Source organism: Methylophaga sp. OBS4, from assembly GCF_026319305.1.
Lineage (GTDB): Bacteria > Pseudomonadota > Gammaproteobacteria > Nitrosococcales > Methylophagaceae > Methylophaga.
On record NZ_JAPDMV010000008.1, the window covers coordinates 1 to 23,821 of the forward strand.

19 protein-coding genes and 1 pseudogene are annotated in these 23,821 nt (G+C 49.3%); 5 read left to right on the forward strand and 15 right to left on the reverse strand.

Annotated elements, in window-relative coordinates:
* Nucleotides 1-211: 211 nt before the first annotated feature.
* Nucleotides 212-406, reverse strand: a complete 195-nt coding sequence (locus OMP95_RS03455) for a hypothetical protein (protein ID WP_266325981.1) — start codon at nucleotides 404-406, stop codon at nucleotides 212-214.
* Nucleotides 407-671: 265 nt separating this feature from the next.
* Between OMP95_RS03455 and OMP95_RS03460 the strand changes: the two genes are divergently transcribed.
* Entirely contained in the window at nucleotides 672-1,022 is a 351-nt protein-coding gene (locus OMP95_RS03460; RefSeq protein ID WP_266325983.1) for a cupin domain-containing protein, read from the forward strand.
* Between the two features lie 39 nt (nucleotides 1,023-1,061).
* The gene (locus tag OMP95_RS03465; protein WP_266325985.1) at nucleotides 1,062-1,352 is read left to right on the forward strand and encodes a DUF3144 domain-containing protein; all 291 of its coding nucleotides are present in this window, start codon (nucleotides 1,062-1,064) and stop codon (nucleotides 1,350-1,352) included.
* Nucleotides 1,353-1,436: 84 nt separating this feature from the next.
* Here the strand turns inward: OMP95_RS03465 and OMP95_RS03470 are convergent, their stop codons facing one another.
* The 6 genes and pseudogenes from OMP95_RS03470 to OMP95_RS03495 all read right to left on the reverse strand — a co-directional run bounded on the left by OMP95_RS03470 (nucleotide 1,437) and on the right by OMP95_RS03495 (nucleotide 8,708).
* A complete protein-coding gene (locus tag OMP95_RS03470; RefSeq protein ID WP_266325987.1) occupies nucleotides 1,437-3,272 on the reverse strand; it encodes a lytic transglycosylase domain-containing protein in 1,836 nt (611 codons plus the stop codon).
* A gap of 327 nt (nucleotides 3,273-3,599) precedes the next feature.
* Complete coding sequence (locus OMP95_RS03475) at nucleotides 3,600-3,872, reverse strand: hypothetical protein (protein WP_266325989.1); 273 nt, start codon at nucleotides 3,870-3,872, stop codon at nucleotides 3,600-3,602.
* A 396-nt stretch (nucleotides 3,873-4,268) separates the two neighbouring features.
* Nucleotides 4,269-5,666, reverse strand: coding sequence for a Re/Si-specific NAD(P)(+) transhydrogenase subunit beta (gene pntB / locus OMP95_RS03480; protein WP_266325991.1), 1,398 nt, complete (start codon nucleotides 5,664-5,666; stop codon nucleotides 4,269-4,271).
* Between the two features lie 18 nt (nucleotides 5,667-5,684).
* Nucleotides 5,685-7,220 carry a Re/Si-specific NAD(P)(+) transhydrogenase subunit alpha gene (locus tag OMP95_RS03485; RefSeq protein ID WP_266325993.1) on the reverse strand — a complete coding sequence of 512 codons (1,536 nt, stop codon included), beginning with the start codon at nucleotides 7,218-7,220 and terminating at the stop codon, nucleotides 5,685-5,687.
* 92 nt (nucleotides 7,221-7,312) lie between these two features.
* Nucleotides 7,313-7,483 (reverse strand): annotated as a pseudogene (locus tag OMP95_RS03490) (IS3 family transposase); the annotation flags it as partial.
* A gap of 286 nt (nucleotides 7,484-7,769) precedes the next feature.
* On the reverse strand, nucleotides 7,770-8,708 hold the full coding sequence (locus OMP95_RS03495) for a homocysteine S-methyltransferase family protein (protein WP_266325995.1): 939 nt from the start codon (nucleotides 8,706-8,708) through the stop codon (nucleotides 7,770-7,772).
* 158 nt (nucleotides 8,709-8,866) lie between these two features.
* Here OMP95_RS03495 and OMP95_RS03500 point away from each other — a divergent pair, with 158 nt between their 5' ends.
* Together OMP95_RS03500 and OMP95_RS03505 are read left to right on the forward strand one after the other, a co-directional pair.
* Complete coding sequence (locus OMP95_RS03500; RefSeq protein WP_266325997.1) at nucleotides 8,867-9,904, forward strand: GlxA family transcriptional regulator; 1,038 nt, start codon at nucleotides 8,867-8,869, stop codon at nucleotides 9,902-9,904.
* Between the two features lie 56 nt (nucleotides 9,905-9,960).
* Nucleotides 9,961-10,611: an ion transporter gene (locus OMP95_RS03505; RefSeq protein ID WP_266325999.1), complete on the forward strand. Its 651-nt coding sequence runs from the start codon at nucleotides 9,961-9,963 to the stop codon at nucleotides 10,609-10,611.
* Between the two features lie 123 nt (nucleotides 10,612-10,734).
* On the opposite strand, the gene OMP95_RS03510 is transcribed toward OMP95_RS03505, so the two are convergent.
* The 3 genes from OMP95_RS03510 to OMP95_RS03520 all read right to left on the reverse strand — a co-directional run bounded on the left by OMP95_RS03510 (nucleotide 10,735) and on the right by OMP95_RS03520 (nucleotide 15,638).
* The gene (locus tag OMP95_RS03510) at nucleotides 10,735-13,782 is read right to left on the reverse strand and encodes a retention module-containing protein (RefSeq protein ID WP_266326001.1); all 3,048 of its coding nucleotides are present in this window, start codon (nucleotides 13,780-13,782) and stop codon (nucleotides 10,735-10,737) included.
* 165 nt (nucleotides 13,783-13,947) lie between these two features.
* On the reverse strand, nucleotides 13,948-15,048 hold the full coding sequence (locus OMP95_RS03515) for a histone deacetylase (RefSeq protein WP_266326003.1): 1,101 nt from the start codon (nucleotides 15,046-15,048) through the stop codon (nucleotides 13,948-13,950).
* A 47-nt stretch (nucleotides 15,049-15,095) separates the two neighbouring features.
* Nucleotides 15,096-15,638, reverse strand: a complete 543-nt coding sequence (locus OMP95_RS03520) for a GNAT family N-acetyltransferase (protein WP_266326005.1) — start codon at nucleotides 15,636-15,638, stop codon at nucleotides 15,096-15,098.
* A 490-nt stretch (nucleotides 15,639-16,128) separates the two neighbouring features.
* On the opposite strand from OMP95_RS03520, the gene OMP95_RS03525 reads away from it, so the two are divergent.
* Entirely contained in the window at nucleotides 16,129-16,563 is a 435-nt protein-coding gene (locus tag OMP95_RS03525) for a glycine zipper domain-containing protein (protein WP_266326007.1), read from the forward strand.
* Between the two features lie 119 nt (nucleotides 16,564-16,682).
* On the opposite strand, the gene OMP95_RS03530 is transcribed toward OMP95_RS03525, so the two are convergent.
* The 5 genes from OMP95_RS03530 to OMP95_RS03550 all read right to left on the reverse strand — a co-directional run bounded on the left by OMP95_RS03530 (nucleotide 16,683) and on the right by OMP95_RS03550 (nucleotide 23,566).
* Nucleotides 16,683-18,902, reverse strand: a complete 2,220-nt coding sequence (locus tag OMP95_RS03530; protein ID WP_266326008.1) for an NADP-dependent isocitrate dehydrogenase — start codon at nucleotides 18,900-18,902, stop codon at nucleotides 16,683-16,685.
* Between the two features lie 271 nt (nucleotides 18,903-19,173).
* The gene (locus tag OMP95_RS03535; RefSeq protein ID WP_266326010.1) at nucleotides 19,174-20,199 is read right to left on the reverse strand and encodes an ABC transporter ATP-binding protein; all 1,026 of its coding nucleotides are present in this window, start codon (nucleotides 20,197-20,199) and stop codon (nucleotides 19,174-19,176) included.
* Entirely contained in the window at nucleotides 20,196-21,719 is a 1,524-nt protein-coding gene (locus OMP95_RS03540; protein WP_266326012.1) for an ABC transporter permease, read from the reverse strand. The genes OMP95_RS03535 and OMP95_RS03540 overlap by 4 nt, the downstream gene beginning before the upstream one ends.
* Nucleotides 21,716-22,753 carry a substrate-binding domain-containing protein gene (locus tag OMP95_RS03545; RefSeq protein WP_266326014.1) on the reverse strand — a complete coding sequence of 346 codons (1,038 nt, stop codon included), beginning with the start codon at nucleotides 22,751-22,753 and terminating at the stop codon, nucleotides 21,716-21,718. Before OMP95_RS03545 ends, OMP95_RS03540 begins: the two co-directional genes overlap by 4 nt.
* Nucleotides 22,754-23,566: a hypothetical protein gene (locus tag OMP95_RS03550; protein WP_266326016.1), complete on the reverse strand. Its 813-nt coding sequence runs from the start codon at nucleotides 23,564-23,566 to the stop codon at nucleotides 22,754-22,756.
* Nucleotides 23,567-23,821 lie beyond the last annotated feature (255 nt).

Below are 23,821 nucleotides of genomic sequence, written 5' to 3' on the forward strand. Positions count from 1 at the left end.
CACTCCTTCTAGGCGACATTGTCGCCGATTAAAAGTGTCCGTTAAACTGGGGGAATGTCAGATCTACATTTAAGCATTTAGAAAACGTGGCAGGTGGAAAGTGAAGAAATCTATTTAATTTGGATCCAACCCTTTTTATTTTTTAGAGTGAAATCATGGGGTCAGACACGATTGATTATTTCAAGCCCCCAAATTTCAGTTTTGAGACGGATTATTTCTTCTTACGACGCCCAGCCCTGTTAAACGCAGAATAAAGCTGGTAAAGAATATACGGGGTGATAGCCAATATCACTGCTTCTGTACCCGTCAGTTTTTCACCTGCCAGTACAAGAATAATGATCAGCAGAAATCCGACAGCCAAGAGCTTGAGCAGCTTGATCGATTCTTTAGCTAACACCTTCTGCATTTTGCTTCCTTCTCTATAATTCCAACAACGCTGAGACGACTAAAATAATCCCAAGGGTTAATCTACTCTTTTGTTTGCAAACCTAGCAACGCATTGAGCCAGTTAATCTGATAATCATTCGATGATTAAAATTCAAATGCGGTATATGCCAAGCCTCATTAGCAAATGTCGCAGCATGATTGCCTATGAAAATTAACCCCAATAACGTACCCTAACTTCCCTAAAATCATATCGACCCGCGATATGAGATGATTCAGGAAATTAAATGAAACAAATCACTGTAGAAACTAACCCAAGCGAAGAGAAACTAAAGAAATTAGGTGTAAATCACTGGCCGACATGGCAGAAAGAAGTATCTGTGTTCCCCTGGAGCTTTATCACCACTGAGTATGCCTACATCCTTGAAGGGGAATGTGTGATGACGCCAGAAGATGGTAGTCCAGCGGTGACATTCAAAGCGGGTGATTTGGTGATTTTCCCGAATGGTTTCAAAGGTACATGGGAAGTGACAAAGCCATTCAAAAAACACTTCAAACACGCCAATGGCAATTTGGCAAAATGCTTCTTGTGCCGTGTGAAAATTTTGGTCAATCGTATCAAGTCACTGTTTGGCTAATCGACTTTTTGTGTCTAACTAATATTAACGAGAGAGAAAATGAGCGAAAACGCCCCAGCTGAAAAAACATTCCAAGAACGTTGTGATGAGTTTATTGACGTTGCTAACCAGCAGCATGCAGAAACCGAAGCAGAAAATGTGAATTCTGCAATACTCTTTTCTGCCGCACGTTTCAGCGTATTTAGTACGGCACCTCAGTTTGATGAGGTTGAAAAGTTAAAAGAAGAAAAACAAAAAATCATTGAGTATTTCACTCAGCGTTTTGCAGAAATGATGGCGACGAATCTCGACGAATATATCGAACGCTTTGATGAGTACAACCCAAAGTAAGTTGACGTCGCTTATCCGCTTAAAATAAAAGCCGACATTGCGTCGGCTTTTTTGTCTCTGCGTCTATTAAGTGGCTAGCTAGTCTTACTGACCGACCGTATAGCAGCTTGAGATATCCGGCCATTGTTCAGCTTGGATAGTCGTGTAATGACTCCAGAAGGCATTGTCGATAGCCTTCAATTGGGTGGGTGTGTCGTCGCGACGGTATCGTGCCAAGTGTCCCGGCCCGCCGTTATAAGCGGCATAGGTTGCCTTTATCAAATTGTCATCACCGCCGGGCTGCTCGTGCTCGCCTCGCCGGATCGCATAATCAACCAAGTAATGGGTCAGAATGTCGATGCCGGCATTCACGTTGTAGTCGACCTCATCAACGAGGCGATCCAGATCGTAGACCTTGCGCCAGACCCGACCGTTGATCTGCATCATGCCCACTGCGCCACCGGCTGAACGCAATACTTGAGGATTGCTACTCGACCCTGTGAGTTGGCGCCAGCAGGATTCTTTCCATGCTGTAGCACGAACCAGAGGGTCGAGTCGCTTTGCCAGTCTTTTCGGCATCTTATTATTCTCGGCTAGCCAAGCACTGGACTGCTGTTCCAGTAAGTTGGCGACCAACTCAAGGTAATGATTCAGGTTCTCCGGCTGCGGGACTAGCCCCTTTAACGCCTCAGCTGGAGGGATGTTGTCGGCATAAGCGACCGGCAACAGCCAAGACCCTACCCGGCCAAAACCGCCGGCGATGTGTTGCGTTAATTCTTCCGTTGTCTCTTCAGCCTGATCGCTGTCATTAAACCCAAACAAATCGCGAAACTCGGGATCGACCTCCAAAGGTAACGGTGTAAAACTCGGCGGCACCGCTTCGTTCAGCAGCAAGCGGGCAAGCCTGCGCAGCCCGTCACGCGTGATCTCAAAACCATATTCAGACCCAAGCGCATCAAGTGCCTTCAGTGCGTCACCACCCGCTATAAACGCGGCCAGCCTGAAATCAGCTTCCAAACCCGGAGTCGCCAGACTTTCAAGTTCGCTCATGAGTGGTCGTAACCTATCCCATGTCGTCAGGAACAGTTCTCGAACAGGATCAGAATCAGGATCATCGATGGTCAGCGCCTCGGCAATGGCGTGTCGTGCATCCAGGAGCACGGCGAGTAATTCAAGGCGTAAGGTATGAGAGTTTGTTGAGTGGGCCAGCGCCGAAATGATGGTGGTCAGAAAGCCGTCTAACTCATCTTCAAGCGTTTGCCATTGAACAAGCTCGTTCTCGTCAAGAATTGGCTCGGACACGTGTTCGGCCGGTTCAGGAGTACGTACCTGAAAAGCTAGCCAAGCCCTGACGCCTGTTTCTTCCGTTTGGAGACGGCTAATACGCGTCCGCTGAACCAAGGTCTGTTCATCACCCTGTCCCAGCGATTGCTCAATCAATGCATCAAGGCTACTCAGTGGCTCGGCCAGGTCAATTTTCACACTTTTCATGCGGGGCAACACCAGCGTATTGGCAATAACCTTAGCGGGTTTGCTCAAAAGGCCGGGGCTACTATCTGGTCGCGACAATTCGATCGAATCAGGCACAAACTCTATGGCCAGTCCCGACTCCATAACCCGCGGAGTCAGTTTCAATGCAAGACGGCCCTTCCCTGGCTTCAGGCCGCGGCAGGCACCGAGCACGTGGGCACCGGTCGTGGCGGTCAATACCATGCCGACAGACAGTTGGGCATCCTCGGTCACCACCTGCAGATCTGACAGCTCAAGACGGTTACATGGGTCGTCACCCAATTTACCCTGACCGTTTTCATCAAATTCAAGGGCGCGACCGATCGCAGTCTGGAGGTGAGCAGTTTCAGCCAGTAAAGGGATTTCAACTTCGCCCGCAGACAGCGCGTTCGAACTGAATAAGACGCAAACCAGCCAGACAATAGACTTCATTCGAAGGTTTTTCTGACTAACGTGAAAACTCAAGGGAATCAATGGCGTAGGCAACTCGAAAATGGGTGTCCTCGATCAGACACCGAAGTCGCGAATTTTACAACAAATCAAAAGCAAATCAAAAGGGTCACAAATCAAAAGGGTCAGACACGATTGAAAACGGATCAATGGTAAAGGTCAGATTTCTAATTTATTGTTAAAGACTGCGATTCGGTGTTCATTAGCTGACCACTACAGACACAATTGAGATCATTCTGATAAATAAATCCACCCTGCCCCCGTTGATCATTAGTGGACGTCCCTGTCCAGCTTAACTCTCAGTATTGTTTATTCAGTAACAACCTGTTCGTAATTAGCAAAAGCTTTATGCAGGTTTTCATCCTGTTTTTTCAGGAAATCTTTTTTTGCTTGTTGATTACCAAAACAGTATTGGTTGCCGTTCGGGCCAGTCCAGTCGACTGAACAGTCTGTTTTGAATTCTTCGCCCATGACAATGCCCATCGCACAGCGACCACCAAATTCAGGGTAGTCTGCGGCTATAACAAAAGATGACATAGCAAGGACAAGAGGAGAGATTGTGATAAGAAGCAATTTTTTCATTTCTGCCTCCTTGATTGATGTGTTTGGTATTTGAATAAACACCATCATTATGACAGCCCATTAACGCTCTAAGTTTTTGAAGTTTCGCTTTTTATCTCTCAGGTTTTATGTAAACCCGGACACCATTATAGGCGGTATCACAGCAAATCAAGGGGCCAGATCACTTGAACTACGTGGTTTCGGCAAACGTATTACAGAGCCGCTATTTCCATTGATCACTGTTCCGGTGATGGGTATCTGGAGTACACATGACCACCACCTGCTGCAAGCGCAAATGAAAGAATCAAGGTGGAATGTAACCGGCACGTGGCGCTATGAAAAGATAGAAGATGCAGGTCACAGGTTCATGCTGGAGAAGCCAGCAGAAATTAATACAGTCTCCAGGATTCATGTTAATCAGGCACTAATGCTTTTCAGCACTTCCTCAAGTTTCGCCTTGGCATCGCCGAAGAACATGCGGGTGTTTTCCTTGTAGAAGAGAGGATTGTCCACACCGGCATAGCCTGTTGCCATACTGCGTTTCATGACGATCGTGGCCTTGCCTTTCCAGACTTCCAGTACTGGCATGCCGGCAATCGGACTGTTGGGTTCTTCAAGCGCTGCCGGATTTACAATATCGTTTGCACCTATGACGATGGAAACATCCACTTCCGGAAAATCTTCATTGACTTCTTCCATCTCAAATACGATATCGTAAGGCACATGCGCTTCTGCGAGTAATACGTTCATGTGTCCCGGCATACGTCCCGCCACCGGATGAATACCGAAACGGACATTCACACCTTTATCGCGCAAGGTTTTGGTGATTTCAAAAACCGTATGTTGTGCCTGTGCGACGGCCATACCATAACCCGGCACGATCATGATTTCTTTGGCATCAAGCAACATGCCGGCAACTTCATCTGCTTCGATCGGATTTACTTCTCCGGCTTCTTCACTACTGGCTGCAGCTCTGCCGCCGCTGGTACCGAAACCACCGGCAATTACAGCAACAAATTTACGGTTCATGGCGCGGCACATGATGTAACTCAGAATAGCGCCACTGCTGCCGACCAATGCGCCGACAACGATCAGCAAATCATTGTTCAACATAAAACCGGTAGCCGCCGCCGCCCATCCGGAATAACTGTTTAACATGGATATGACGACCGGCATATCTGCACCACCAATGGCCATGACCATGTGAATACCAAAGATCAATGCAATTGCAGTCATAATTGCGAGCGGTATCATTCCGGAACCAACAGCAGATTGATCAACAAAATCGAAACACAACCATATGGAAGCGATCAATAAAATGAGATTAAACCAGTGACGTCCGGGAATGAGCATCGGTTTACCAGTAACTTTGCCGCTGAGTTTACCGAATGCGATCACAGAACCGGTAAATGTTACGGCTCCGATCAATATACCAAGATAGGTTTCGATATCATGAATGGTTTTATCGACACCGGTGATAGTTGGATCATGCCCCATGAAATTGGCATAACCTACCAGGACAGCGGCCAGGCCGACCAGACTGTGCAGTATGGCAACCAGTTCCGGCATCTGTGTCATCTGCACTTTTTGCGCAAGGATATAACCGATTACCCCCCCGACGATCATGCCGCCGAACAATATTTCGTAATTATCAGAGACAACGCCAAAAATGGTGGCAAGCAGGGCAATACCCATGCCTGTCATACCATAATAATTTCCACGTCGGGATGATTCCGGATGACTTAACCCACCCAGGGCCAGAATGAAAAGGATGGTCGCCCCGATATATGAAACTGTAACTAATCCTGCTGGCATCTTGGCTCCCCTTTATTATTATTTTCTGAACATCTGCAACATACGGCGGGTCACTGCAAAACCGCCGGCGATATTGATGCTTGTTATTAGGATGGCGAATCCGGCCAGATACATGATCCATTTTTCTGGTGATGAAATCTGGATAAGCGCGCCAATGATTATGATGCTGCTGATCGCGTTAGTCACACTCATAAGTGGAGTGTGCAGGGCAGGAGTGACATTCCAGATCACCATGTAACCGACAAAGCAGGCCAGCACGAATACTGTAAAGTGCTGCATGAATGCGGGAGGTGCAACCAGTCCCAGACCAAACAAGGTGATACCACCAATAATAAACGGTACCAGGAAACTCAATACACCAGGTTTCTTTACTTCTTTCTTGACGGGTTCAACTACTTTGGCTGCTGGTTTGGCAGGTACTGCGGACAGTTTTGGTGGTGGCGGTGGCCAGGTAATCTGTCCATTATTTATAATGGTTGTGCCACGAATCACTTCATCGTCCATATCAACAGTGATGACACCGTTTTTCTCCTTGCACATATCAGTCAATAAATGCCGGATGTTGGTGCCGTAAAGCTGACTGGATTGTGTAGGCAGGCGGCTGGGTAAATCGGTATACCCGATAATCGTCACACCATGTCTGGTTACCACGTTGTTGGCTTCTGTCAGTTTACAGTTGCCGCCTTGTTCTGCTGCAAGGTCAACGATCACACTGCCTTCTTTCATGGTTTTCACCATGTCTTCGGTGATGAGTTCGGGCGCAGGCTTACCGGGGATCAGTGCAGTGGTGATAATGATGTCAACTTCTTTGGCCTGTTGTGCAAACAATTCCATTTCGGCCTTGATGAATTCCGGACTCATAGTCTTGGCATATCCGCCAGTTCCCGTTCCTTCTTCTTCAAAATCCAGCATCAGGAATTCCGCATCCATACTTTCAACCTGTTCTTTTACTTCAGGGCGGGTATCAAAAGCACGGACTATTGCGCCCAGGCTTTTTGCAGTACCGATAGCGGAAAGGCCGGCCACACCAGCACCGATGACCATTACTTTTGCCGGGGGAATTTTACCGGCGGCGGTTATCTGGCCAGTGAAAAACCGGCCAAAATGCTGGGCAGCTTCAATAACTGCGCGGTAACCGGCTATATTTGCCATGGAACTCAAGGCATCCATTTTTTGCGCGCGGGAAATTCTTGGAACACTGTCCATCGCCTGGACAGTTACTTTTTTGGCAGCCAACCGATCCATTAATTCCTTGTTCTGGGCCGGCCAGAAAAAACTGATCAGGGTCTGGCCTTCATGGAGCAATTCAGTTTCGTTATTGTCCGGCGCCCTGACTTTCAGGATAAGGTCAGCGGATGACCACAGGGAACGGGTGTCACTGACGATTTCTGCACCGGCTGCTTTGTAATTTTCATCGGTGAATTTGGCGAGTGTACCGGCACCGGATTCAACAGCAACAGTGAACCCCAGTTTTTGTAATTGAGTAACGACCTCAGGGGTGGCGGCGACACGTCTTTCGCCCGTATAAATTTCTTTAGGAATACCAATTTTCATTCTTATTCTCCCGGTATACGCGAGTCAGATCAGATTGGTAATAACTGGGCTTTAACATTCCCCCAATAAAACGGACGGATTTAGTTAGAGACTCATTTTGCCTCGTATTCCTCAGGACTTACGTAGTTCAAATACGAGTGCCGCCGCTTTCGATTGTAAAAGACTTCGATATATTCGAATAGGCTTTGTTTGGCCACTGTTCTTGTTAGGTAGTCCTCATGATCGACCAACTCGGTCTTCAGTGTGCCAAAGAAGCTTTCAGCCACAATCAAAAGGGTCAGACACGATTGAAAATCAATTCATCCATCCCTTTTGATTGGTGTTGCATTTGTGAGGCCCGTCGATACTCCGCTCAATTGCAAGCAGACAAACAATAATTGGGGTCAGATCCGGATTAAAGACCAGCTTGAAACATAACTGATGATTGAAATATGTGGTTGAGTTAGGCTACTGCCTAACCCAACCTAGCAAATGGACTATCCCCCATTTTTAAATCGCTGCTTTCACTTTGATATAGCATACCAATCCTTTCCATGGCCACGATAACAATCAGGCAACGGCCGAGCATATTGCTTCGACATGCCGATGGTCGGTGCCACAGCAACCGCCCAGCACGTTAAGGTTAGGCAAGATCTGCCGCAATTGCTGGTAGTGGTTGCCCAGTTCACGCGGATTACCATCGTCCAGTTCGGTGCTTTCATCCAGTTCAGCATGACTGCGCTTCGACGCATTGGCCCGCACACCATGAATGCGTTCTCTCCAACCACTAGCGTCATTGAGCACGTGCTCAAAGTGCGTGGGATGGGCACAGTTGATCATGTAGTACACAGGATAAGCGTCAGTTGCCTCGTCCGTTTTCTGGATCGCCTCAGCAAGGGTATCGCCTGAAGGCAGGAGGCCGTCAGTTTCCACGGTGAATGAAATGGCCACCGGCATGTTGTTATCACGCGCGGCCAGTGCAATACCCATTGCCTCTTCGATATAATTCAGGGTGAGCACCGACACCATATCCGCGTCCGTTTGTGCGAAGGTTTCAATTTGCTGCTTATGATAGTCACGGGCTTGCGTGACACTCATTTTCGTATCAGCCACATAACCGTCACCGCGCGGCCCCAGATTACCGCTGATCACCATGGGTGATGCCGACGTTTCATAAGTTTCACGAACTTCCAGCATCAAACCGATGGCCTTGCGGTTGGCATCGGCCAGGGTAACGGCATCATAGCCAAGCTGTTCGGCCCAATCCCTGCTGGCGCGCCAGGTTGGGGCTTCCAGGATAAACCCCATACCCCGTTGCCGCGCAATAGTGGCGTAGCGTTCGTAATAACTGCGCAGCGTATCGATGCCCTGCTCGTCTTTTAACAGATCGAAGGCCGCAAACAATGGCAGCGCCAGTTCTTCATGAAACACAAGGGTGGTTTCCAGGCCACCATCGGTCACAAAAAGCTTATCTCTCAATTGTGGCAAATTGTTACGATATTTACTCATGCCAGATCCTCCTTCGATGTTTTAAACTCATGATTGTTCAACGGTTAACACTGTTGCAATTGCTGTTCTCCTTGTGTTTTCCGTTGATGCTTTGCAAGATACGCGTGTTGGCACTGAAAGATTAAAGCCATTTCGGCAAACATCTGGACATATCGGCCATGAATACAGAAAAAGCGACTATTGGCTTGCTGATTTTCCCGGAAACCACGGGAGCCGTAGTCTATGGTATGTATGACCTGTTCCTTTCCACCGGCCATGATTGGGATGTCATTACCCAGGGCACACCGGGGCGTTCACTTATCCACACCTTGTTAATTGCCCGCGAGGCGGCACCGCTCAATATCTGTAACGGCGTAAACATCACGCCTCACACTGCCATGGCGGACTGTCCGCCCCTTGATGTCATTTGTGTACCAGAAGTGAATTTGCCACCCGGCACACCGTTAGCCGACAGATATGACAAAGAACTCCAGTGGCTGAGAGATCGTTACGAACAAGGCACGATTCTGGCGGCTGCCTGTTCCGGTGCCATGTTATTTGCCGAAGCGGGATTACTTGACGGATGGGATGCCACCACTCATTGGGCATGGTGTGATGTCATGCGGGAACGCTTTCCCATTGTTAAGGTGCACGAGCAGCGGGCGTTAGTTGTGACCGGAGAAGGCCAACGTCTGATTATGGCCGGTGGTGGTACATCCTGGCTTGATTTATCCCTGTATCTCATCGCGCGAAACGTGGGTGTGGAAGCCGCCATGCAGGTGGCACGTATCAACCTTATCGACTGGCATCATGTGGGCCAGCAACCCTTTGCGCGACTGGCCCGCACACGCCAGGTCGACGACGCGATTATCGCCCGTTGCCAGACCTGGATTGCCGAACATTACGATGAACCCAGCCCGGTAACCAATATGATCCGGTTATCGGGTCTTGCTGAACGTACCTTTAAACGGCGTTTTCAGCAGGCAACCGGCATGTCGCCACTGGAATACGTACACGCCATGCGCCTTGAAGAAGCCAAGCAAATGCTGGAAAGTGGTGACACACCCATTGAGGCCATCGCCAATGAGGTGGGGTATGAAGATGCAGGATATTTCGGCCGATTATTCAAGCGCAAGGTAAACCTCACGCCCGCGCAGTACCGTAAACGTTTTGGCGCATTGCGAAAATCACTAGAATCAAAGGGTCGGCCAACTTGATAATTTAAGGTTTATTGAGATATATACGGCCTATCCCTGATAACAATGGATTTGATATGAAAGAAAAAGGAAGTGCTGCTTATCAGCTATTTATGCTGTCATTGAGCATCTATGTGTTAATCGCTCTTTTTATTCAAGAATTCATCATCTCCAATAGCGAAGTAAAGCTCTTACTTCAATACGTCGACTTTGCAGTATGTCTGTTCTTCCTCGCTGACTTTTTTATCAATTTCTATACCGCTGAATCTAAACGCAGCTATATGAAATGGGGATGGATTGATTTACTAGCCTCGATCCCAATGTTAGATCCGCTTCGCTGGGGACGAATTGCCAGGATAGTGAGAGTAATCAGGTTTCTAAGAGCAATTAAATCTGTGAAGTTGCTACTGACAAACCTAAATAAAAGCAAGCTTCAGAGTCTAACGCTGAGTGTGATTTTGATTACATTCGTAACCTATACAATAGGCAGTGCACTGATACTCGAATTTGAAAGCCAAGCCAGTGGAGCTATCAAGACTGCAAATGATGCACTATGGTGGTCATTTCTCAATCTTTTAAATGCAAAAATGTCTATCGATCAGGCTTCAACCCATGAAGGGATGTTAATAACCGTAGCTCTCAATAAAATCGGTTTACTGGTCTTCGCATACCTCAATGCTATGATCATTGCTTGGCTTTTAAACCAACGTAATAATGCGGCTAGGTAGCCCACATAGATACTCCGTTTGAGTTCAAGCAGACAAATGCGTTTGATAAAATAATAAGGTTGCATCAAACGAGGTCCTTTTAGGAGGTAAAAAAACAGAGAGAATCACTGTTTTCAACTCGCATTAGCTCTGATCAACCACCAGGTCGCCATCAATGAGCAGGGTGGAAAGATCGGTAAAATCCCCCGTGACAATGATAGTTTGTGTCACTATAGCTGCATCTTCTGCCGCATCACCGTTATTGAAAACTTCAAATGTAGTATGAGTACCATCGAAGCTTGCTCTGAGGTAATCATCCAGACTATGCACGCCCCCAATATCCAGTGAGCCCTCAGGGTCCAGAAGTTGAGATATATCCATAACATCGTTGCCTTGTTCGAAATCTGTCACCGTGTCCGTGCCTGTTTCACCCGGCCCCCAGATCAGTTGGTCATTGCCATCACCGCTGGTAATAGTGTCATTACCGCTACCACTCCTGATGACATCATCACCATTTGTTCCCATAAGAGCATCATCTGAAGATGTTCCGGCGATAGATTCGACGTAGACATCTGAGCCATATTCTCCATTGAGAGTAAGATCAAAGCTCTGACTGGCTGTATCGCCATCGGTATCCTCAATTTCAACGGTGATACCAGTAAATTCCAGATCAGTGGGCGCAGAAGTGCTTGAGGTTGTAGCGACAATATTGTTTAAACGAAAGCCATCGTTGGTATCCTGGCTTGAGGCGTCACTTTCAACTTCTACAGCCCAAATTGTGTTGACGGAACTCAGGTCTGAGCCGAAGCCATCCAATTGGTTGAGCTGAATCGTCTGATTTGACTCGGCAGTGACAGAAAAACTCTCATAGTCAGTCTTCGACTCATCGTAGTAAACCGTTATATTGAGCCCGATGCTGTCATCTGATGGTGCTCCAGTAAAGCCAGTAGCAGCAAAACTGAAATCACTGACAGGGCGATCGAAGCTGAAAGTGATGGATTCACCCACATCAATCTGGTTATCATCCACAGCCCAGCCGAGCTTACTGGGGTTGACCTCATCCTGAGGCTCATTTGGCAGCGTGTCTCCATCACTACCGGTGATGGTCACATTTAACTTTTCGGAGTTGATGTATTTCACTAACTCGGGACCAGAGGCGCTTACCGATGAAGTCAGTAAAGGAATCGTTTCGATATCAAACTCTCTGTTAAATACTTGCAAGCTATCGCTACCATTCGCATTCAAAGTCAGTGTCGCAACGACCGCATCACCGTCAAGGAAATTCAATACGATGCTGTCCTCACTCTGTGATACCACTTGTGCATTCACCCCCTCCGGGATAGTAACATTGGCACTCGCAAAGCCATCTGCGCCGAGCACCCAGTCAGCCAATTGAATATCATCGTAGGTCGTTTGATCTGACTCACTGTTAAAGGCGGTCAGAGATACAGTGTTGTCAGCGTCGAACCCTTCATTCACGATAGTAAACGTCGGCACGTCATCCATAATCGTAAATTGAAGACTGACGGGGGAAGAGAAGTTGATACCATCATCAGAAACAGCCATGCCGAACAAGTCCAGCTCATCAGCGTCTTCGATATCTATAGCTGGATCGGTAAGGTTGTATTTGAATATGGCTTCACCTGTTTCGCTGTTATAGTCAATAATTAGCAGCTGCCCATATTGTCCCTGAATCAGGTTGTTATTACCCAGTTCGGCAATATCAATAACCGTATTGTTTATTTTGACATGGGTAATATCATCGTTGCCATCAGGATCAGAGAGTGTAAAGCTGCCGGTCAACGTATTGACTGTCATGCCGACGTTTGAGCCAGTGTTCAACCCAGCCTCATAGAGAATACCTGTCTGTCCCTCATTAACTGATAATGACGGCGGATCATTAAGCCCGACAAGGGAAATAGACAAGTTTGCCGAGTCGCCTAAGTTGACGCCATCAGTGACTTGATAGGCGTTTTCAAACAGGATTTCTGCGGTCTCTTCTTCACCAAGGCTTTTAAGAAGCGCTACACCGTTTGCATTTAAATCAAATTGGTAGTTGCCGTCGGCGGAGAGCGTCAATGTACCGTATTCATGATTGATCACAATGTCATCGGACGTTTCAATCCGAAGCGAGCCATTTTCATCATCCTGGTCAGCGTCAGTGTCATTAATCAGCACATTTCCAGTGACTGTAAAGCTCTCAACGCCCTCTTCGTCGTATATCGTATTGGCATCGTCATTAGCATCTGGTGTTGCGTCGTCGTCATAGATAGATACTTGTATCGTGTTAGCCTCTGGGTTGATATTCGCATTAGTGGCGCTCAGAAGTACCAATTGAAAAACGCCGTTACCCTCGTCGATGCGGTCTTCAACGACATGTACATTCACTCTGTACTCAGTCTGGCCTGCAGGGATAGTGATCGTCTGGGGCATGATGGAATTACCCAACCAGTCTTCACCAAAATCAGCAGCGGCATTGTCACTTACCGGCTGAAGTTGATAGGTGACTTCTACAGCTTCAGTGGCAACCTCGCTTAGACGAATGATAAACACGATTTCTTTCGTGCCCTCACTCGTCCCCTCAATCACGCTGGCACTGTTGCCATCAATCAATAATGAATGCTCTGGCGTAGGAGGACTGCCCGGTGGGAAGCCTGCTTCTCCCCCCTCAATCTCTACCGAAACGGTCAACTCGAGTATGCCAGGTGTTTGTTGCTGTACAACAATATTGTCTTCTTCAGGAAGCGTGTACTCATTGGTTACGCCTGTGGTGTCAAAACCAGCCTCTGGAATGACTTCAGGATTCAGGTAATCAACAAAAACGGCGTCGTGTCCCTCATTGCCGGTTTGCGTGCCGGCACCCGCTGCTGTTGCTTCTTGAATTAGTGTCGGATCTTCACCTTCCAACACTGCCTGTTGAATCGCTTCAACATCGGGCGATGATGGCTGTCCGGATGCGCCCGTGGTTGTCGCATCATAAATATCGCCGTCCAGCATTACTTGTGAGTTTCTGCCCAGATCCATGGTGTGATTGTTAGCAAATCCAATTTCAACAACGCCATTCTCTCCAGTAATGATAAGGTCATCTTCATACACCACATCATTGAGCTGAAGGTTTCTGATGGTTCCATCAGAGCTTGTTGCGCTTACCGCACCTGAAACTGCGTTGACTGTACCGATCTGCTTAGCCATGGTTAACTCCTTTCAATACTGTCTGGCATTCAGCAATAAATGCTGGTCTTAGAATTTTAAGCATGTGGCTATATTTGTTTTTTGTCCACTGTACCTAAGTACTAGTTCGGTTGTCTTATCCGCCTGATACACTCTCCGCGGCTGCAATAATTGTGACCCCAATTATTATTCATCATCGGTGAACGCAGATCGATGAAAAGCTGCAGCTTCCGTGACTTCCTTGATCCCGCTTTCTGCCAATTCCGGTATATCTCCCCCGGCCAGTACTTCTAACACTGCGTGAACACCTCGGGCGAGCGATGTCAGGTTGTAACCACCTTCCAGCACAAGGGCTAACCTGCCATCACAGTGTTGGTCGGCGATATCCTGAACAATACGAGTGATAACCTTGAAGCCATCATAAGTGAGATTCAGGGCCATATCATTGTGATGCGGGTCGAACCCCGCCGAGACCAGCACCAGGTCGGGTTTAAAATACTCGGCAGCCGGAATCAGTATTTCACGAAAAGCTTTCTCGAAAGCGATGTCCCCGGCGGTCTCAGGCAACGGCACATTGATGGTATAGCCCTCACCGACCCCGGCGCCCACCTCATTCAAATATCCTGAGCCAGGATAAAACGGGGCAGCGCAATGGGTATCAAAGAAAAGCACATCGGGATCAGCCCAGAATATTTCCTGGGTGCCATTACCATGATGTGCATCCCAGTCAACTATCAGAATACGTTCGCAGCCCAACTTCGCTTGAGCATGAGCCGCTGCCACAGCAACATTATTTAACAGACAAAAGCCCCTCGCCCGAACCGGAGCAGCATGGTGTCCCGGTGGCCGTACCAATGCGAATGCGCTTTGTGCCCCACCCTTTACGACGCTTTCTACCGCCGCGATGGCATTACCAGCCGCCGAGGTGGCAGCTTTGATACTGTCAGGGGATACAGCGGTGGTATCACTATCCAGCCAGGCTCGTTTCCCCGCCAGCGAGAAAATATGGTCCAGATATGCCGTGGTATGTACTCGGCCCAGCTGGTCGTAGGTGGCACTGGGGCCAGACTTGAAGTTAACACCTGGCACAGGGTTTTCTTCCAGGTACTTTGTAATCGCAGCCAGCCGTCCGGGATGCTCGGGATAGCTCCATTTGAAATTTAGTTCTTGCAGCATGGTCCTGACGCGCTTCTCCACCCGACTGGGAAGAAAAGGCAGATTCACTTCCGGGTTGTGGCCCAACATCACCTCGTCAGTAAATACATTTACGCTGCGATCGCCTATCACTTAATCCTCTCTTTGGCCTCAAAGGCACTTGTATACAGGCGTCATCTTCATGGCCGTTTTGCCAAGGCATCCTGCACCGTTTGTATGAAGGCAGCAGCGCGGATACCCGTGGGTTTAAATCCGAGCTTGGTCCACACCGCTTCCGCTTCTTTATTGGAAACGGCATATTCAAGGATCAGCTCATGGACACCGTGACTTTCAGCGAATGCAACCAACTCCCGAATTATCGCGCTGAAAATACCCAGGTTCCTGAAATCCGGTTCCACCCAGACATCATCAATGAATCCAGACTTATATTCTACCTCTCCTGCCTGCTCCCAAATGCCCTGGTCACGCCACACGTATAGATACCCCATCCCTACCGGGCTGGCATCAGTTGTTTCTGCTACGATGAGCAGCTTGTTCGGATCGGACAGGGAAGAAAGCAGCACATTCATAAGCCGGTTTCTCTCTTTTTTCTTAAGGCTTTGATGCGACTCCCCTGCGACATGAAGCGCCAAGCTGCCAAGAAAGTCGACAAGCACAGGGAGATCGGCTTCCATCGCTTTCCGTATAACAAATTTATCGGTCTTGCCCTGCTTTATGGCCATCTGGACACTCCTTGCTATCAAGCTTGAATTAACGGCTTATTCACATGCCCTGGAATATAGAGACTCCTCCAGATAATGAATTGCTTATCAGACAACCTGCTGAATCGGCGTTAGCTATAAATATGCTTGATGATTGAAATATGTGGTTGGATTAAAGATCGGGGGCAGGTTCAGAAACTCATAGGCAATTAATGGACTCCCGCCTTCGCGGCAATGACAAAGCCTATCAACTCACCCGCCGTTGTCCCGACTTTGTTGGACTGCCTCTAAGATTTCTCGACTGACGCTCGAAATTACATAGTAAAAAGGCCCTCATTTTGAGGACTTTTTTACTGATGTGAGACTGATTGCACGATGAGTTATGTTCAGCGAATATTCAGGAACCGCCTGTTTTAATCGTTTCTACACTTACTTGCATACAATGTGAGTTTCGGCTGATAAATTTTTACGTCTAATGTGTATAGTCAATGAAAATTGAAAGGAGATAACAATGAAACGATTTCTGCCCTTACTTTTGAGTTCTTTAATCACCACAACAGCAATGGCTGATAACTCAACTGTTGATGCAGCCATTGGCGGTGGCATTGGTGGTGCTATCGGCGCGGCTGTAGGTAATGAAGTTGGCGGTCGTGACGGTGCCATTGTCGGTGGAGCAGTTGGCGGTGCAGTCGGTGCTGGTGTGAATACAGACGATGATGAACATCGGCACTATGAACGGCACGAAGCTGAACGCGATCATCACCGTCATCACGACGACTGGGATGATGACGATAAGGAATACTGGAAACACAGAAAGGAAATGGCGAAGGAAGAACGCAAGCACCATGAGGAGATGGAGCGAGAACACCGCAAGCATCATGAGGAAATGGAACGTGAGCGCCGCCAAGAAGAGGAAGAATATTACCGCGAACGTTATAAAGACTAAGTTCTGGGTTCCCGCCTACGCGGGAATGACTCTAATATTTCCCGGCTGACGCTCGAAATGACATAATAAAAAAGCCCTCAAAATGAGGGCATTTTGTTTATCCGAGCTGTTGCAGCAAATTAAATTAGATCAGCCAGAATATTATTAAACGTTTCACTCGGCCGCATAATGTTCAGCATCATGGCATCATCCGGCAGGTAGTAGCCGCCCATATCGACAGCTTTGCCTTGTACAGTTGTCATGTCTTCAACGATTTTGGCTTCATTTTCTGTCATGGCTTGAGCGATCGGTGTGAACAGTTCTTTTAACTCACTGTCTTGGTTTTGCTCTGCCAAAGCCTGTGCCCAGTACATCGCCAGGTAGAAGTGACTACCACGGTTATCCAATTCACCGGTCGGTTCTTTCGGTGATTTGTTTTCCTGCAGCAGTTTGCCGGTGGCGGCATCCAGCGTATCGGCCAGCACTTTGGCTTTGGCGTTATTCTGGGTGTTGGCCAGATGTTCCAGCGAGGCAGCCAAAGCCATCAGTTCACCCAGCGAGTCCCAGCTCAGATGATTTTCTTCAATTAGTTGAGTGAGCAGTTTCGGCGCGGTACCGCCAGCTCCGGTTTCAAACAGACCACCACCTTGCATCAAAGGCACGACTGACAGCATCTTGGCCGAGGTACCCAGTTCCAGAATCGGGAACAGGTCGGTGTTGTAGTCACGCAAAACGTTACCGGTCACTGAAATGGTGTCTTGCCCTTTACGCATTCTGTCCAGCGTGATTTGCGTGGCGACAACCGGGTTCAGAATACGGATATCCAGTCCGGCTGTGTCATGTTCAGTCAGGTATTCATTGACCTTTTTGATCAGTTCGGCATCATGGGTCCGGTTTTCATCCAGCCAGAAAATCGCTGGGGTGTCAGACAGGCGTGAACGTGTTACGGCCAGTTTGACCCAGTCACGGATGGGTTCGTCTTTGGTCTGGCACATACGGAAGATATCGCCCTCTTCCACATCAAAGTTGAAGATGGTTTCACCTTCAAGATCGGTGACGATAATATTACCGGCAGCCTGTGCCTGGAAGGTTTTATCATGCGAGCCGTATTCTTCGGCTTTTTGTGCCATCAGGCCGACATTGGGCACGCTACCCATGGTGACCGGGTCCAGGGCACCTTTCGCTTTGCAGTCATCGACCACGGTTTTATAAACGCCGGCATAGCAGCGATCCGGAATCATCGCCAGGGTGTCTTGTTGCTCACCGTTTTTGTCCCACATCTTGCCGCCGGCACGGATCATGGCAGGCATCGAGGCATCGACAATGACATCAGATGGCACATGGAAGTTGGTAATGCCTTTGTTGGAATCGACCATCGCGAGATTAGGTTGCTTGGCATACACCGCTTCGATATCGGCTTCAATCTGGGCTCTGGTTTCAGCATCGACGTTTTCCAGTCGGCTGTAGAGATCACCGAGGCCGTTGTTGAAGTTAACGCCCAGTTCTTCAAACAAAGCGCCGTGTTTTTCAATCAGCTCTTTGAAATAGACTTTGACCGCAAAGCCGAACAGGATGGGATCAGAGACTTTCATCATCGTGGCTTTCAGGTGCAGTGAAAGCAGCACGTTTTTCTGTTTCGCCCGGGCAATCGCATCGGCATAAAACGCCTGTAGGCTTTTGGCACGCATGCAGGTGGCATCGACCACTTCACCCGCCAAAACCGGAATGGATTTTTTCAGCACAGTTTCATTGCCGTTAGCGTCAACAAAGGTGACTTTATAATCATTAGCTGCCGATGCGGTGACGGACTGTTCGCTGCCATAAAAATCATTGGCAGCCATATGCATGACTTCGGTGGCAGAATCGGCGTTCCACTCGCCCATAAAGTGCGGGTTGGTGCGGGCAAAGTTTTTCACGGCTGCCGGAGCACGACGATCCGAGTTACCTTCACGCAGAACCGGGTTCACGGCTGAGCCCAGCACCTTGGCATAACGATCTTTAATCTTCTGCTCTGCGTCATTTTTCGGGCTGTCCGGGTAGTCTGGCAGGTCGTAGCCCTTGGCTTTGAGTTCTTTTATAGCCGCTTTTAATTGCGGGATCGACGCCGAGATATTCGGCAGTTTGATGATGTTGGTGGCCGGGTCCTGGGTCAGCTTGCCCAGTTCAGTCAGGTGGTCAGAAATTTTTTGGGTTTCGGTCAGATTGTCCGGAAAGTTGGCGATAAGTCTGCCAGCCAGTGAGATATCACTGATTTCAAACTCAATATCTGCGGGCTTGGTGAAAGCACGAATGATGGGCAACAGCGAATAGGTTGCCGAGGCAGGCGATTCATCGACTTTTGTGTAAATAATCTTAGACATTCTTATTCCTTGGTAATCCTCTTATATTCAGCACTTTGGGGCGAATTTTTGCCGGGCATATTAAAGCCGTGCTAAGAACAGGCTGAAGCTGGTAGACCGCGCTATAGCTGATTCGGTCTAAGCTATTCGCCCTTCGGTGGCGCACATTATACGGCAACAATGCTTTTACCGGAGGCTTTGCCGGCATTTGTAGGTTTAGGTTGAATAATGAAACCCAACATGGGGCTGGATACATGTTGAATTGTTGGGTTTCGCTAAAGCTCAACCCAATCTACTCACTGTTTTCGCGGGCAAATACTGCTAATGGATGGGTAGTCGTGATATGCAGCATCACGCGCTGACCGGGATTGGCGATGTTTTCATGACTGCAACGGATTTTGACGGTGGAGCCATCATCGGTTTTGACCGCATAAAGGCGGGCACTGCCTTCATAACGGCTCCAGACGACTTCGCCATTGCCCTGCTCAACAATATTTAGCGACAGATCATCCGGCCTCAACAACAGATCGACATTTCCATGAGTCCCATTCACCGGAGAAGCCGGTGCGTTGCCCAATGACGTAGTAACAACGTTACTGCCCTGCTCCAATGTGCCCGGCAGGAAGCTGGCATCACCGAGGAAACGGGCGACAAAACGATTGGCCGGTTCACTGAAACAGGTTTCCGGTGTGTCGATCTGCTCCAGCTTCCCGTCTCTTAACACACCAATGCGATCACCTACTGATAAAGCTTCTTCCTGATCATGGGTCACCCAGATGGCGGGCACGCCTGCATCTTTGAGGGCATTACGGATTTCCCAGCGCAGATCGTCTTTGAGCGCCGCATCAAGGTTCGACAGCGGTTCATCAAGAAGCACAAAGGCAGGTTCATGGGCCAGGGTGCGTGCCAGTGCCACGCGCTGTTTCTGGCCGCCCGACAAATTGGCCGGATGGGCATGCCGCCAGGGGTTGAGGCCCAGCAAATCCAGCCAGTGATCGGCCTTGTGACTATTTTTGAGTCTGAAGCTGACGTTCTGCTCGACGGTCAGGTGCGGAAATAAAGCGAAGTCCTGAAACACCATACCGACATGGCGTTTTTCCGGCGGAAGGGTCTTCTGCGCGGTCACGGTCTGAGAACCAAGTTTGATTATGCCTTCCGAGATCGGAATCAGCCCTGCCAAAGCCTGCAGGATGGTTGTCTTGCCGCAGCCCGTCGGCCCAACCAGTGTGAGCAACTCTGAATCGCCCAGCATCAGGCTGAGATCATCAACGACTTTTTTTGAGTCGTAGTGGACAGAGACATTCTGAACTTCAATCATGAAAGCGAAGACTCCTCAAATACATCTGTTTGATTCCAGCGTTCACCGTAAAACATGATCGCCAGCGCCAAGCCGGAAATCACTACCAGTAACAGCCCCGGAATCGCGGCCTGACCAAAATAGCCGGCTTCATAAACTCGCCACAGGTAAGTAGCCAACGTTTCAAAATCCAGCGGGCTAAGGATCAGGGTGGCGGGTAATTCTCGCATGACTTCGAGGAACACTAAAGCTGCACCGGCCACGATACCGCGAATACTGAGCGGCAGCGTGATACGCCGGAAAGCTTCTTTGCGGCTGGCCCCCAGTAATCGTGCGGCCTTGACCAGGCTGGGATCGAGCCGCTCTGATGTCGAGCGGATGGCCCCCACCGCAAGCGGCAAAAAGCGCATGACATAGGCCAGTACCAGCAAGGTCAATGTCTGGTAAAGCACGGAGAATGTTAATCCCACATAAACCAGTGCCGTGCCCATAACAATGCCGGGCACGCCAAAGCCCAGAAAGCTGACACGCTCCATCAGGCGTCCGAATTTGCCGCTGATGGCCGCCTGCGCCACTGGCAAGGCAAACACCACGGTGGCAATCGCCGCGAACAAGGCGGCATAAGCCGAGTTCCAGGCATAGACCAGTTCAAAATTACCCGCGCCCTCGCGCCACAGCCAGACACCAAAAACGGCAAGTGGCAAAATGATCGCAAGCAAAACCACCGGCATACAAGCCAGCAGCATCAGGGAAGTACGCAGACGTCCGGGCCAGAGTGTCAAAGCTTTACCAGGGCGCTCACGCGTGCCTTTGACGCGTGACTCCAGAAACAAAATCAGACCGACAATCACCAGCAACTGCAAGGACAACATGGCAGCCTGGCTCAGGCCGAAACTGTTGTATTCGACATAGATCATGCGGGTGAAGGTATCGAGCCGCAGGATGGCCGGTGTGCCGAAATCAGACAAGGCATACATCGCGGCCAGCAAAGCACCGGCGGCTATGCCATTGGTAATGCGGGGTAAAACCACGAACCAGAGACTGCTGAACAAAGACATGCCAAGGGTGCGGGCGGCATTGACCAGACTGGCGTCAAGACTCAGTAAAGAGGCACGCACGGTCAGCATCACAAATGGGTAGGTATAGAGTGCCATCACCACACTGGAACCGAACAGGCCGTCAAAGCTTGGCGTGGAGATGCCGGTCAGTTGTTCTATTTCACCGCCGGGGCCAAAAGCGGCATAGAGTGTGAAAGCCCCGATATAGCTGGGAATAGCCAGTGGCGCCGCCAGCAAAACCAGCCAGAATTTTGCCCAGGGAAGCTTGACATAGGCAGTCAGCAAGGCCAGCGGCACGCCAATCAAGACTGCCCCGGCAGCGGTCAGCACCATCAGGGCCAGGGTATTGGTCAGGATCTGAAGGTTACGCGCATCGAACAGTTGCAGGCTGTCGGATGCCAGCACCAGCAATACAGCCACCGGCATTAACGCCAACAGCGCAATGACAAAGGCCAGTGGATAGGATGGAGACCATTGCGTCATAAAATGCCGGCGTTACGCATCAAATCAACTGTCGGGCGCAAATCGGCCAAACGGGTCAGATCGACTTTCGGTGGATTGATGGTTGTCAGTTTTGGCAGTCCTTCCGGTGGCAAGACATTGCTGACCAGCGGGATCTCATAGGCCTGTTCAGCCAAATAAGTCTGGACTTCTTTTGTGAGTAAATAACGGACGAAGTTAACCGGCAATTCGCCTTCTTTCAGGGCCAGAATGCCCGAGGCATTGACCAGGCAACCTGCGTCATTGCGGGTAAAGGCCAAATCAACCCTGGCATCGGGCTTGCCGGATTTCAGGCGTAGCGTGTAGTAATGGTTCGCCAGACCGATATCGACTTCACCCCTTTCTACCGCCATGACCACACCCAGTTCACCGGCATAGGTCTTGGCACGCTTGTTCATTGCACGCAGCCAGTCGGAGGTCGCTTTGTCCCCTTCCAGAATACGCATAGCGGTGACAAATGATTGAAACGCCGCATAAGCCGGTGCCCAGCCGACACTGAAATCACTGTCCGGCAAGGCCATAATATCGTCGGGGATCTTGTCGGCAGTCAGACGCTCGGTGTTAAAGGGAATGGTACGAATCCGGCCGGTGACCGGCACCCAGTCGGGAAAGCGGAAATCTTCACGCAGTTGCCCGGTGAGATCGTCGGGTAAGGCTTGCGCCAGTCCGGCTGCTGTGACCATGCCGATGGCGCCGGAGTCAACGGCCCAGAAAAGATCGGCGCGCCTTACGCCGGCCTTGGCTTCGGCCAGAATAGCATTGGCTAAGGAAGCCGTCGGACCACGGCGGATACGGAGTTTGAAGTCCGGGTTGCGGTCTTCAATGGCTTTGATCACATTTTCATACAGGCCACCCTCGCCTCGGCCGAGATACAGCGTCAGTTCGCCTTTAAGTTCTGGCAAATCATCGGCAGACACTGCAGCGGCCGGGTCGGCCAGGACCTGGCTGATACTCAGTGGCAACGCCCCGGCAGCGACCAGCGCAGCCATGGACTGTATGAATGTTCTGCGCTGCATTTAGAAAACGTCCTTTCTCTCTTCTGCAGATTGTTCCAACAGTGAATAGGCTGTGTTCAACTTGCCCTGCATGGTGTTGACCACGTTGCGCACCTCATCAACCGTGGCACCATTCTGAATAGCTTGCGGTAGAACCACATTGAAATCTTTTTCCAGATCTTCCACCAGCTTGGCGTCCAAGGCGATCAGTTCACCTTCCACCCCTTCGAACAGGTTCAGGTAAGTATCATGCACAATCGTAACCGCTTCTTTCGGCAGTTGCTCAGCATACTTGGCGATCACACGATTGAGATGATTTTCGATGGCGCTCAGCGCTTCCAGTGAATTGGTCGGGTTTTCCTGAGTTGCCTGGATCTTGCTGGTAAGGCCACGGTCCTGATATTGCGCCGCCAGTTTCACTGCGCCCAGTCCCTGCCAGAGAGATTGTTCCAGCAAACGCTGTTCTTTGCGAACCTCTTCAATTGACGCGTTGCTTTCAATCGCGCCTTTGACGCCAAACAGGCCTTGCCAGATGGACGCATAGACCGGCACATAGTTGGTTTCAATAGCGGAATGGAAGTTAACCGCTTCCCAGTGTTCTACCAGCAAATCAGGATTGGCTTCTTTAACACCGCCCTGCTGATAACGCTGAAGCATCTCGTCAACTTTGCTGTTCAACCAGTTCACTTCTTGCGTGTAATTTTCAAGGTTATCCGACAAATGGTTCACATGTTCACCAATTGGACCGTTGGCGAGAGTTGCTTGTGCTGTGAATAATGCGGCGGCACCCAGTATACTGATCGCGTACTGGCGTTTTATCCAATTGATATTCATTGTGTTTTTTCTCCGGAATTGCAATGCTTCATAATAGATTGAGGATATTCATTGATAATGATACTCATTTCTATTAGCAAGGTAAACCAACACTTTTACAGATAGTGCCCGTAAAGCACCATCTCAGCTGGTTTAACCCAAACCTGGACTCAGACAGAGTCCGTAAGGCTAAGTTCACCGCCCCTTTACTCAGGCACTGCACAAAACGATATAGTATGAAGCAAAACCGGTCTTTCTCCTATCCTTGTACTTGAG

Excerpts from the sequence above, each read along its gene's own strand:
- OMP95_RS03505 (WP_266325999.1), top strand. The coding sequence starts at position 9,961 with ATGAAAGAAAAAGGAAGTGCTGCTTATCAGCTATTTATGCTGTCATTG.
- OMP95_RS03530 (WP_266326008.1), bottom strand. The coding sequence starts at position 18,902 with ATGTCTAAGATTATTTACACAAAAGTCGATGAATCGCCTGCCTCGGCA.
- OMP95_RS03485 (WP_266325993.1), bottom strand. The coding sequence starts at position 7,220 with ATGAAAATTGGTATTCCTAAAGAAATTTATACGGGCGAAAGACGTGTC.
- OMP95_RS03520 (WP_266326005.1), bottom strand. The coding sequence starts at position 15,638 with ATGGCCATAAAGCAGGGCAAGACCGATAAATTTGTTATACGGAAAGCG.
- OMP95_RS03465 (WP_266325985.1), top strand. The coding sequence starts at position 1,062 with ATGAGCGAAAACGCCCCAGCTGAAAAAACATTCCAAGAACGTTGTGAT.
- OMP95_RS03455 (WP_266325981.1), bottom strand. The coding sequence starts at position 406 with ATGCAGAAGGTGTTAGCTAAAGAATCGATCAAGCTGCTCAAGCTCTTG.
- OMP95_RS03460 (WP_266325983.1), top strand. The coding sequence starts at position 672 with ATGAAACAAATCACTGTAGAAACTAACCCAAGCGAAGAGAAACTAAAG.
- OMP95_RS03525 (WP_266326007.1), top strand. The coding sequence starts at position 16,129 with ATGAAACGATTTCTGCCCTTACTTTTGAGTTCTTTAATCACCACAACA.
- OMP95_RS03495 (WP_266325995.1), bottom strand. The coding sequence starts at position 8,708 with ATGAGTAAATATCGTAACAATTTGCCACAATTGAGAGATAAGCTTTTT.
- OMP95_RS03475 (WP_266325989.1), bottom strand. The coding sequence starts at position 3,872 with ATGAAAAAATTGCTTCTTATCACAATCTCTCCTCTTGTCCTTGCTATG.
- OMP95_RS03540 (WP_266326012.1), bottom strand. The coding sequence starts at position 21,719 with ATGACGCAATGGTCTCCATCCTATCCACTGGCCTTTGTCATTGCGCTG.
- OMP95_RS03500 (WP_266325997.1), top strand. The coding sequence starts at position 8,867 with ATGAATACAGAAAAAGCGACTATTGGCTTGCTGATTTTCCCGGAAACC.
- OMP95_RS03550 (WP_266326016.1), bottom strand. The coding sequence starts at position 23,566 with ATGAATATCAATTGGATAAAACGCCAGTACGCGATCAGTATACTGGGT.
- OMP95_RS03510 (WP_266326001.1), bottom strand. The coding sequence starts at position 13,782 with ATGGCTAAGCAGATCGGTACAGTCAACGCAGTTTCAGGTGCGGTAAGC.
- OMP95_RS03535 (WP_266326010.1), bottom strand. The coding sequence starts at position 20,199 with ATGATTGAAGTTCAGAATGTCTCTGTCCACTACGACTCAAAAAAAGTC.
- OMP95_RS03545 (WP_266326014.1), bottom strand. The coding sequence starts at position 22,753 with ATGCAGCGCAGAACATTCATACAGTCCATGGCTGCGCTGGTCGCTGCC.
- OMP95_RS03470 (WP_266325987.1), bottom strand. The coding sequence starts at position 3,272 with ATGAAGTCTATTGTCTGGCTGGTTTGCGTCTTATTCAGTTCGAACGCG.
- pntB (WP_266325991.1), bottom strand. The coding sequence starts at position 5,666 with ATGCCAGCAGGATTAGTTACAGTTTCATATATCGGGGCGACCATCCTT.